The 8,866-nt window shown below is 73.8% G+C and carries 7 protein-coding genes and 1 pseudogene; all 8 read right to left on the reverse strand.

From position 1 onward, the window contains the following. Positions 1-17: 17 nt before the first annotated feature. Positions 18-89: pseudogene (locus AB0E96_RS34555) on the reverse strand (co-chaperone GroES); the annotation flags it as partial. Between the two features lie 10 nt (positions 90-99). After that, positions 100-483, reverse strand: a complete 384-nt coding sequence (locus AB0E96_RS34560) for a barstar family protein (RefSeq protein ID WP_359829752.1) — start codon at positions 481-483, stop codon at positions 100-102. Positions 484-581: 98 nt separating this feature from the next. Next, a complete protein-coding gene (locus AB0E96_RS34565; protein ID WP_359829753.1) occupies positions 582-1,235 on the reverse strand; it encodes a 4'-phosphopantetheinyl transferase superfamily protein in 654 nt (217 codons plus the stop codon). A gap of 163 nt (positions 1,236-1,398) precedes the next feature. Beyond that, on the reverse strand, positions 1,399-3,810 hold the full coding sequence (locus tag AB0E96_RS34570) for an arylsulfatase (RefSeq protein ID WP_359829754.1): 2,412 nt from the start codon (positions 3,808-3,810) through the stop codon (positions 1,399-1,401). Positions 3,811-3,844: 34 nt separating this feature from the next. After that, on the reverse strand, positions 3,845-5,458 hold the full coding sequence (locus tag AB0E96_RS34575; protein ID WP_359829755.1) for an ABC transporter ATP-binding protein: 1,614 nt from the start codon (positions 5,456-5,458) through the stop codon (positions 3,845-3,847). Further along, entirely contained in the window at positions 5,455-6,303 is an 849-nt protein-coding gene (locus AB0E96_RS34580; RefSeq protein ID WP_359829756.1) for an ABC transporter permease, read from the reverse strand. Before AB0E96_RS34580 ends, AB0E96_RS34575 begins: the two co-directional genes overlap by 4 nt. 4 nt (positions 6,304-6,307) lie before the next feature. Next, on the reverse strand, positions 6,308-7,252 hold the full coding sequence (locus AB0E96_RS34585) for an ABC transporter permease (protein ID WP_359829757.1): 945 nt from the start codon (positions 7,250-7,252) through the stop codon (positions 6,308-6,310). A 20-nt stretch (positions 7,253-7,272) separates the two neighbouring features. Further along, positions 7,273-8,784 (reverse strand): ABC transporter substrate-binding protein, encoded by a 1,512-nt coding sequence (locus AB0E96_RS34590; protein WP_359829758.1) that lies wholly within the window; start codon positions 8,782-8,784, stop codon positions 7,273-7,275. Between the last annotated feature and the right edge of the window lie 82 nt (positions 8,785-8,866).

Genomic DNA, 8,866 nt, shown 5'->3' on the forward strand with positions numbered 1-8,866 from the left:
GGCGGGTCGGGGACGTCTTACTTCTCGATGATCGCGAGAACGTCGCGGGCGGAGAGCACCAGGTACTCCTCGCCCTGGTACTTCACCTGGATCGCCCGGCTACGCCAGGCGCAGGCCGCCCGGGTGCTCCTCCTCGATCACCCGGACCAGCCAGTCGAAGACCGTCGGCCCCCTGCCGGCCCGGGCGGCGGCCAGCTCCGCGGTGATGTGCGCGCGGTTGGTGGGGTGGGCGCGGGCCAGCCGCAGCTCCAGCTGCCGGACCGTCTCCGGGTAACCGAGGGCGCGGCGGGAGGCCTCGTGGTGGTGCCACTCGATGACCCAGTCCCCGTCCTCGGGCGTGCCGTAGCCGCCGCGCAGGCAGTCGGCGAAGGCGTCGAGGTTGCGGCCGAAGTAGCCGTCCACGCCGATGGTCCGCCCGACCACGCCCCAGAAGTCCTCCAGGGTCCTGATCTCGTCACCGTCGATCACATAGGTCACCGTCACGGGGACGAGGATATGCGGCGCCGGTGAGGACCGGTGAAGGCCCCGGGAGAGGCCGGGTCGGGGACGGGACGGGGCCGGGGGACGGCGTGGGGGCGGCGTCAGGGAGTGACGGCGATCGCGGTGGCGAGCAGCCCGTCGCGGACCGCCCAGCGGCCGTCGAAGCCGTCGATCCGGCGGCCGCCGACCACCGGGCCGGGCACGAGCAGCCGGGCGGTGAAGGTGCCGTCGGGGGAGAGGTCCAGCTCGGCCTCGCTGAAGTCCAGGAAGAGCTGGGTCAGTGGGAACCAGGCCTTGTACACCGACTCCTTGGCGCTGAACAGGATGCGGTCCCACGGGACGTCCGGGTGCTCGGCGGCCAGCTCGGCCAGTCGCTGCTGCTCGACCGGCAGGGCGACGGCCTCCTGGACGCCCTCCGGCAGCGGCAGCGCGGGCTCGGCGTCGATGCCGACGGAGGCGAGGGTGCCGGCCCGGGCCACGGCCGCGGCGCGGAAGCCGTCGCAGTGGGTGAGGCTGCCGACCACGCCGTCCGGCCAGCTCGGGGCGCCGCGCAGGCCCGGGACGAGCGGCCGGTACGGGACGCCCAGCCGGGCGAGGGCCACCCGGGCGCAGTGCCGGACGGTGGTGAACTCGCGGCGGCGCTTGTCGACGGCCCGGGCGACGGCCGGCTCCTCCTCGGGCTCCAGCCGTGCCTCCGGCGGGTCGTCGTAGGCCACCTCGGTCACCACGACGTCCGGCAGCAGGTCCCCGATCATCCGTTCCCCCCTCGGTCGGCCGCGCGGGCCGTCGCCGCGCGGGACGAGGGTAACCCGGGTGGGCGGATCTTGGTACGGGGCCGGGGACCCACGGCCGGGCACCCGGCACCGAGGGCCCGCTGCCGAGGGCCCGCCGCCGGGGGCCCGACGCCGGCGGTCCCCGTTACTCGAAGGCGGCCGCCGCCTCGCGCAGCGCCCGGACGACCGTCTCCGGGTCGTACGGCGCCGGCGCGCCGGGCAGGTAGGTGACGGAGTGCAGGGCGCCGGTGTAGCGGAAGGAGCGGTGGCGCTCGTACAGCGGCCAGGAGACGGGGGACTTGCGGTCGATGCCGACGCTGATGCCCTGGAACGGCGCCATGCCGATCAGCTGGTGGACCGGGCCGAGCCGGCCGCCCCCGGCCTCGTCGAGCGGCAGGCCGTCCACGAGCAGCCGGAACTCCCACTTGAGGTCGGCGACCGCGGTGGCCTCCAGGGTGACCAGCCGGGCGCCGGCCGGCAGCGGGCCGCCGTCGGCCTCCAGCAGTTCGCCGTACTGGTTGTAGGCGAGACGCAGCCGGCCGTCCTCGACGTAGAGGCTGTAGCCACCGCCCTGGTCGCCGTGCGAGACCAGGACGCCCTGGTCGCCCGGCCGGTAGCCGTCGAGCGCGACCTCGACCGTGAAGGAGCGGAAGGAGACCAGCCGGGAGGAGCGGTAGCGTTCCAGCTCGGGGGTGCCGGCCAGCAGGGTGACCGGGCGGCGCAGCCGCTCTGCCTCGGGGCCGCGCAGGGCGAGGGCGCCGCTGCCGTCGGCCAGCGGGAAGACCCCGTTCCGCCAGGCGGCGGCCTCCCAGGCGGCGGACAACTCCTTGACGAGTCCCGGGTTTTCGGCGGCGAGGTCGTGGATCTCGGTGGGGTCGGTGCGCAGGTCGTACAGCGCCCACTCGCCGTCGTCGTACGGGGTGCCGGGGCGGTGCAGGGTGACCAGCTTCCAGCCGTCGCGGTAGTAGCTGCGGTTGCCGGTCATCTCGCAGTACTGCTCGTGGTGGGTGCTGGGGGCGGCGCCGTCCCGCAGCACCGGGGCGAAGCTGATGCCGTCGAGCTCCTGGACGGCTTGGCTCCGGCGCTCCGACGGCCTTTCCACGCCCGCGAGTTCGAGCAGGGTGGGGAGGATGTCGGTGACGTATTGGTACTGGGTGCGGACGCCGCTGTCGCCCTCGGTGCGCGGCAGGCCGGCCGGCCAGGAGAGCACGAAGGGGACGCGGACGCCGCCCGCGTGGGTCTGGCCCTTGTAGAGGCGGAACGGCGTGTTGGAGGCCATGCCCCAGCCGCGAGGGTAGTGGACCAGGCTCTGCGGGCCGCCGATCAGGTCGATCTCGCGCCGGACGTCGGGGTTCCAGTCGGCCGGCAGGTCGGGGTGGTGGACGAAGCGGCTGAAGTAGCTGCGGGTGCCCTCGGCGCCGCCCTCGCCGGTGCCGCCGTTGTCGCTGGTGAACACGATGACGGTGTTGTCGAGTTCGCCGAGCGCGGCCAGGGTGTCGGTGAGCCGGCCGAGGTTCTGGTCGACGTTGTCGACCATCGCCGCGTACACCTCCATGTAGCGGGCGTACAGCTCCTGCTGGACGTCGGTGAGTTCGTCCCAGGGGCCGACCTCGTACCCGGCCTCGGAGTTGCGCTCGGGCAGCTCGGTGCCGGGCGGGAAGTGGCCGGCGGCCAGCTGGCGGGCGAAGCGGGTGCGGCGCAGCTCGTCCCAGCCGCCGTCGTAGCGGCCGCGGTGGCGGGCGAGGTCCTCGGGCTTGGCCTGGAGCGGGCCGTGCACGGCGTTGTGGGCGAGGTAGAGGAAGAACGGCTTGTCGGCGTCGTGGGCGCGCAGCGATTTGACCATCTTGACGGCCTGGTCGGTGAGGTCGTCGGTGTAGTAGTAGCCGTCGGGGAACTCGTCGATGTCCAGCGGGCTGTTGTCGCGCACGAGTTGGTGCGGGTGGAAGAGGCTGGTGAGGCCCTCCAGGACGCCGTAGTACTGGTCGAAGCCCTTCTGCAGCGGCCAGTTGGCTCGGTCGTCGGCGGCGCCGGAGGCGGAGTCCCGGGTGAGGTGCCACTTGCCGACCGCGTAGGTGGCGTATCCGGCGTCGTGCAGCAGCTCGGCCAGGGTGGGGATGTCCCCGGCGACCTCCATGCCGTAGCCGGGGAAGCCGGGGTCGGCGTTGGCGACGAAGGAGTAGCCGACCCGGTGCGGGTTGAGTCCGGTGAGCAGGGCCGCCCGGGCGGGGGAGCAGAGCGGCATGGTGTGGTAGTTGGTGAGCCGGACGCCGGTGGCGGCGAGGCGGTCCAGGGTCGGGGTGGGGATCTCGGCGCCGAACGGGCCGATGTCGCTGTAGCCCATGTCGTCGATCAGCACGACCACGATGTTGGGCGCGCCCTCGCGCGGGCGGACCGGCCGCGGCCAGGCGGGCGTGGACTCGGCGAAGGTGCGGCCGACGGTGCCGGGGAAGCCGGCGTACGGGTCGCGGCGGTGCGGGTCCGGGCGCGATGGATCGGGGCGGGTCGGGCCGGGGTGCGACGGATCGGGGCGCGTCGGGTCGGGTTCGAGTGTGCTCATGGGAGGCTCCGCAGGGGTGGCTCGGGCGACGGGTTCAGGCGGCGGACGCCGCGGGCTCCAGGCTCGGAACGGCGGCCAACAGCTCGGCGGTGTAGGGGTGTTCCGGCGCGGTGACGACCCGGTCGGCCGGGCCGGTCTCGACGATCCGGCCGCGGTGCATCACCGCGATCCGGTGGCTGACCCGGCGGACCACCGCCAGGTCGTGGGCGATGAACAGGACGGCCAGGCCGAGTTCGCGCTGGAGTCGGGCGAGCAGGTCGATCACCTGGGCCTGCACCGAGACGTCCAGCGCGGAGACCGGCTCGTCGCAGATCAGCACGCTCGGCTCGGGTGCCAACGCCCGGGCGATGCCGATCCGTTGGCGCTGGCCTCCGGAGAAGGCGCGGGGATGGCGGTCGGCCGTGGCCGGGTCCAGCCCGACCTGCTCCATCAGCTCGGCGACCCGGGCGGCGCGCTGCTCCCGGTCGCCGAGGCGGTGGGCGATCAGCGGTTCGGCGATGATCTGCCCGGCGGTCATCCGGGGGTTGAGCGAGGAGTACGGGTCCTGGAAGACGAGTTGGATGTCACGCCCCGGTGCGCGGTTCGAAGGCTCCTCACCGCGGAAGCGGATGCTGCCGGCGGACGGGGCCTGCGCCTGGACCAGGGCGCGGGCCAGGGTGGACTTCCCGGACCCGGACTCGCCGACCAGGCCCAGCGTCTCGCCGGGGTGCAGGTCGAGGTCGACGCCGTGCAGCGCGGTGACGGTGCGCCGCCGCGATCCGTACGTCTTGGTCAGGCCGCGGACGGTGAGCAGCGGCTCGGCCCCGGGGGTGCTGTTGGCGGCCGCCCGGGAGGGCTCCTCCAGTCGCGGTACGGCGGCCAACAGCTCGCGGGTGTAGGGGTGTTCGGGGCGGGTGAGGAGGTCGGCGGCGGCGCCCCGCTCGACGACCCGGCCGTGCCGCATCACCAGCAGCCGGCGGCAGGTGCGGGCGATCACCCCGAGGTCGTGGCTGATCACCACCAGGGCGGCGCCGGTCTCCCGGTTGATCCGGGTCAGCAGGCGCAGGATCTGCTGCTGGACGGTCGGGTCGAGGGCGGTGGTCGGTTCGTCGGCGACCAGCACCTCGGCGTCGTGCGCCAGCGCGAGAGCGATCATGATGCGCTGGCGCTGGCCGCCGGAGAACCGGTGCGGGTGGTCGCGCAGTCGGCCGGTGGCGTCCGGTATGCCGACCAGGTCCAGCAACTCGGCGGCACGTTCCCGCCGTTCGGCCTTGCGCGACGGGCCGCCGTGGGCGCGCAGCGCCTCGTCCAGCTGGCGGCCGACGGTGAGCACGGGGTTGAGCGAGGACATCGGGTCCTGGAAGACCATGGCGATCCGCCGGCCGCGCAGGGCGCGCAGGGCGTCCTCGGGGAGGGCGGCGAGGTCCTGCCCGGCGAGCTCGACCGAGCCGGCGGTGATCCGGCCGCCGGGCGGCAGCATCCGCAGCAGGGCCAGTGCGGTGGTGGACTTGCCGGAGCCGGACTCGCCGACGATGCCCAGGGTGTCGCCCGCGGCGAGGTCGAAGGAGACGCCGTCGACGGCGGCGGTGCCGCGGTCGGCGGCGGCGCCCGGGGAGCCGGGGCCTTCGAACCGTACGGTGAGGTCGGTGACTCGGAGCACGGTGGTCATCGGCGGATCCCCCGGTTCAGGGCCTCGGCGATCAGCGTGAAGCCGAGCACCAGGGCGGTGGTGGCCGCCAGCGGGGCGGCCGCGAAGGCCGGGTCGGTGGCCAGGTAGGCGACGGACTGGCTGAGGATGCTGCCCAGGGTGGGCTCCGGCGGGCGCACCCCGAGGCCGAGGAAGCTCATCGCGCCCTCGATGAAGACGCCGAGCGAGAGTGCCACCGCGGTCTGCACGATCAGCGGGTCGACGGCGTTGGGCAGGACGTGCCGCAGCAGCACCCGGGCCCGGGAGGCGCCGCCGACCCGGGCGGCCAGGGCGTACTCGCGTTCCCTCTGGACCAGGATCCCGGCCCTCAACTGCCGTCCGAAGCCGGGGATTTCGGCGAGTGCGACGACGATCACCACCGGCCAGCGCCCCGGGCCGAGGACGGCGGTCACGGCCAGGGCGAGGATCAGCCCGGGGAAGGCGAGCAGCAGGTCGAAGGCGCGCTGGACGGCGAGGTCGGCCCACCGGGAGGTGGCCGCGAGCAGGGCGGCGGAGCAGCCGAGCAGGGCGCCGATCGGCACGGCGGTGGCGATCAGCGCGAGGTCGGTCGCGATGCCGTGCAGCACCCGGCTGTACAGGTCGCGGCCGAGGTCGTCGGTGCCGAAGGGGTGTGCGGCGCTGGGTCCGGCCAGGGCGAGCGCGCTCTGGGCGTTCGGGTCGGTACCGGTGAGCAGCGGCGCGAGCAGTCCGGCCAGGGCGACGGTGCCGACCAGCGCGAGGCCGGCCAGGCCGCGTGGGCCGAGCAGTGCCGAGCGGTAACGTCCCCTCGGTGCGGACGACTTGAGGGCAAGAGCGGTGGTGGTCATCGGGTCACTCCCAGCGGATCCGGGGGTCGAGCCAGGTGTAGGCCAGGTCGGTGAGCAGTTGGACGGCCACGTAGACCGCGACCACGAGCAGCAGCAGGTCCTGCACCACCGGGTAGTCCCGGCGGATGACGCCCTGTTCGATCAGCTGGCCCAGGCCGGGCCAGGCGAAGATCCGCTCCACCAGGACGGCCCCGGCGATGAGGTGGCCGATCTGGAGGCCGAGGACGGTGACGGCGGAGGGCAGGGCGTTGGGCAGCGCGTGGCGCCAGACGATCCGCCGCCGGGAGACGCCGAGCGCGGTCGCGGTGCGGACGTAGTCCTCGGCGAGGGCGCGTTCGATGCCGTCCTTGAGGTAGCGGGCCAGCACGGCGGCGCTGGGCAGGGCGAGGCAGAGGGCGGGCATCGCCAGGTACTGCACGGCCAGGTCCGGTTCGGCGAGCAGGGATTCGTGGCCGCCGGGCGGGAGCAGTTCGAAGGAGACGGCGAACAGCAGGACCAGCAGCACGCCGGTGACGAACGGGGGGACGGCCAGCACACCGGTGGTGACGGCCTGGACGGCGGCGGCGACCGGGCGCCGCCTGGTGGTGGCGCCGACCACCGCCAGCGGCAGGGCGATCAGCACCACCAGCAGCAGGGCGCCGAGGGTGAGTTGGGCGGTGGCGCCGAGGCCGTTGCCGATCAGGTCGGAGACCTGGCCGCCGATCGCGTAGCTCGGCCCGAGGTCGCCGCTCAGCAGTCGGCCGAGCCAGCTCAGGTACTGGCCGAGCAGTGGCCGGTCGAGCCCGAGCCGGTCGCGGACGGCCTCCACGGTGGCGGGTGCGGCGTCCGGGCCGGCGAGCGTGGTGGCCGGATCGCCGGGGATCAGCCGGAGGATGAGGAAGACCAGGAAGGAGGCGAGGACCAGGACGAGCAGTCCGCTGGGGAGGCGTTTCAGGAGGAAGGTGCGCATGGGGTCGTGGGCCGTCCTGCTCAGGCGGTGAGGTAGGCGTCGTCGAGGTTGAGGTAGCCGAACTTGTTGAGCGTGACGCCGCGGGCCCGGCTGCCCGCGACCTCGACCAGTCCGGTGATGGCGAGGTCGATCACGAACTCCTCGTCCAGCAGCAGTTCGGTGATCCGCCGGTGGAGCGCCGCGGCCTCGGGGCCGTCGCCGTCGGCGCGGTTCCAGGCCCGCCGCACCACGTCGGTGTAGTCGGGGGAGCCGAAGCGGGAGCTGTTCCTGGCCTCGTTGAACGGGTAGGCGCTCACCGCGAGGGTGGCGGGCCGGAGTTGGGCGAAGCCGTGGCTGAGCGTCCACAGGGCGGGCATGGACTGGGAGATCAGCTGCTTCTGCATGGTCGGCGAGTCGGCGGGCTGGAGCACCGTCTCGATGCCGACCTGCCGCAGGTCGTACTGGAGGATCTGCGCGATGGCGGTCGCGCCGGCCTCGTTGGAGTGGGCGAAGGGCAGGGTGATGTGTTCCGCGCCGGCCTCCTTGAGCAGCGCCCGGGCGCGCTGCGGGTCGTGCCGGTAGTGGGTGGCGTCGGCCTCGGTGTAGGCGGGGGAGGACTTGGGCCAGGGCACCGAGGAAGCGGTGCCGTAGCCGCCGAGCGCCTGCTGGACGAGGCGGTCGCGGTCGACCGCCCAGGCGATGGCCTGGCGGACGCGCTTGTCGCGGACGTGCTCGGCGGTGACGTCGACGCCGATGTAGAGGGCGCCGGAGCCGGTGTCGTACTGCTTGATCCGGAACCGTGGGTCGTCGCGCAGGGCGGCGGCGTCCTTGCCGCGGACGTTGTAGGAGAGGTGGGTCTGGCCGGTCCGCAGGGAGGAGAGCAGTGATTCGGCCTGCGGGATGATCCGGATCTCCACCCCGTCGAGGTGGGGGCGGCCGGGGTTCCAGTACTGCTCGTTGCGGATGAAGGAGAGCGAGGACCCGGGCCTGCGTTCGGTGAGGACGAAGGGGCCGGTGCCGACCAGCCGGGCGCCGGCGACGGCGTCCTCGATGCTCTCCCGGTCCGGGACGATCATGAACTCGAAGAGGTCGAAGAGGTTGCTCACCGGGTGGGCGAGCACCAGGGTCAGCTCGAAGTCGCCGTTCTTGCGGAAGTCCGTGACGGCGGCGGCGGTGGAGCGCAACTGGGCCGAGCGGGCCGGGTTCTGGAGGTTGCGGACGGCGAAGACGACGTCGTCGGCGGTGAACGGGCGGCCGCTGTGGAAGCGCACGTCCTCGCGCAGTCTGAGGGTGACGCTCAGGCCGTCCGGGGCGAGCTCCCAGCCGGTGGCGAGTTCGGGCTGGGGCTGCAGCCGGTCGTCGTAGCGGGTCAGGGTGTTGAAGGCGAGGCGCTGGACGAGGGTGTTGGCGCTGACGGCGAAGAGCAGGCTCGGGGTGACGTCGACGCCGGTGGAGACGGTCAGCACGCCGCCCCGGCGCGGGGAACCGGCGTCCACGGCGGCGGCCGCGTTCCGGGCGTGCTCGACGGCCGACCGGCAGCCCGCGAGCGTCAACAGGCCGGCGCCGGTGAGGGCGGGGGCCGCAGCCGGTGGCCAGCGACCTGATCAGCTGGTTACTTGATCAGGTAGATGGTCG

Origin of the sequence: Kitasatospora sp. NPDC036755, from assembly GCF_040636595.1 — a bacterium.
Lineage (GTDB): Bacteria > Actinomycetota > Actinomycetes > Streptomycetales > Streptomycetaceae > Kitasatospora.